The sequence below is a fragment of the Lacticaseibacillus pantheris DSM 15945 = JCM 12539 = NBRC 106106 genome (assembly GCF_001311175.1).
In the GTDB taxonomy this organism is placed as follows: Bacteria; Bacillota; Bacilli; order Lactobacillales; family Lactobacillaceae; genus Lacticaseibacillus; species Lacticaseibacillus pantheris.
Map to the genome: position 1 here is coordinate 1 of NZ_BBAI01000080.1, position 1,058 is coordinate 1,058.

Consider the following 1,058-nt stretch of genomic DNA (forward strand, 5'->3'; position numbering starts at 1 on the left):
GATTGTCGCGGCGGCCACTCAATTTGTTAAGTCGCAGACGTCGATTAAGTCGGCATACCTACCATACCTGGCGGTTGGCATCGGTATCGTGGCTGGGCTGGCGTCCGTAGCCATCACGCACGACACTAACTACCTCGCCGGTGCGGTCCAAGGCGCGGTTACAGCAATGGGTACAAGCTGGGCAGTGGACGCGGTCAAGCCAGCGGCAAAGTCAGTCGCTACTAAGGTGACTGACGCTAAGCAAGCCAAAGCTGATGCAGCACAGGCCCAGTTCGACGCGGCAGTCGCTAAGGCGGTGGAGGCCAAGCTAGCCGCTACGCCAGCCAGCGATGCGGCACCAACACCAGCACCCGCTGACGGAGGTGATTCCAGTGCGGCACAAGTTTAGCAAATGGCTCACGGCCGTAGCGGTAATCGTTGCGGCCTTTGTTGTGGGCACGGGTGCGGTTAATAGCACCCACGCGGCGAAGACGTACGGGCCCGACTGGTCGAAGTACCAGGGCGCATATGCACCTACGCACGTAAGGACGATAAGTTTGTGGTATCCCAGATTGGCGGGTACTACAACGGGTCATTCGTTCCACAGAGCACGTACCCAACGCAGATTGCTAGTGCGACCGCTGCGGGTAAGTACGGGCAAACGTACATCTATGCAGAGTTTTCTACGCGCGCACAGGCCGATGAAATGCTGGCCTACTACCTGCCAAAAGTACAGACGCCAAAGGGTTCGGTGGTGGCACTGGACGTAGAGTCTGGCAGTCCAAACACGGACGCAGTTAACTATGCTCTGCAAAAGGTCAAGGACGCGGGCTACACACCATTGCTGTACGGCTACAAGAGTTTTCTGACCGCACACCTCGACCTAACAAGCCTTGCGAAGACGTGGCCGTTGTGGCTGGCAGAGTACCCAGACTACCAGGTTCGGACGGAGCCAGACTACAATTTCTTCCCGTCATTCGATAACGTTCAGGTATTTCAATTCACGTCCACTGCCAAGGCTGGTGGGCTGGACGAGAACGTGGACTTTAACGGACTGATGTCAAGTGGCTACAATGGGC

General features: G+C 57.0%; 2 protein-coding genes. Both read left to right on the forward strand.

From position 1 onward, the window contains the following. On the forward strand, positions 1–388 hold a 388-nt coding region (locus tag JCM12539_RS13485; RefSeq protein WP_054651846.1), incomplete at its 5' end, for a hypothetical protein. 150 nt (positions 389–538) lie between these two features. After that, positions 539–1,058: GH25 family lysozyme (locus JCM12539_RS12405; protein WP_439645144.1), on the forward strand; the 520-nt coding region annotated here is incomplete at its 3' end.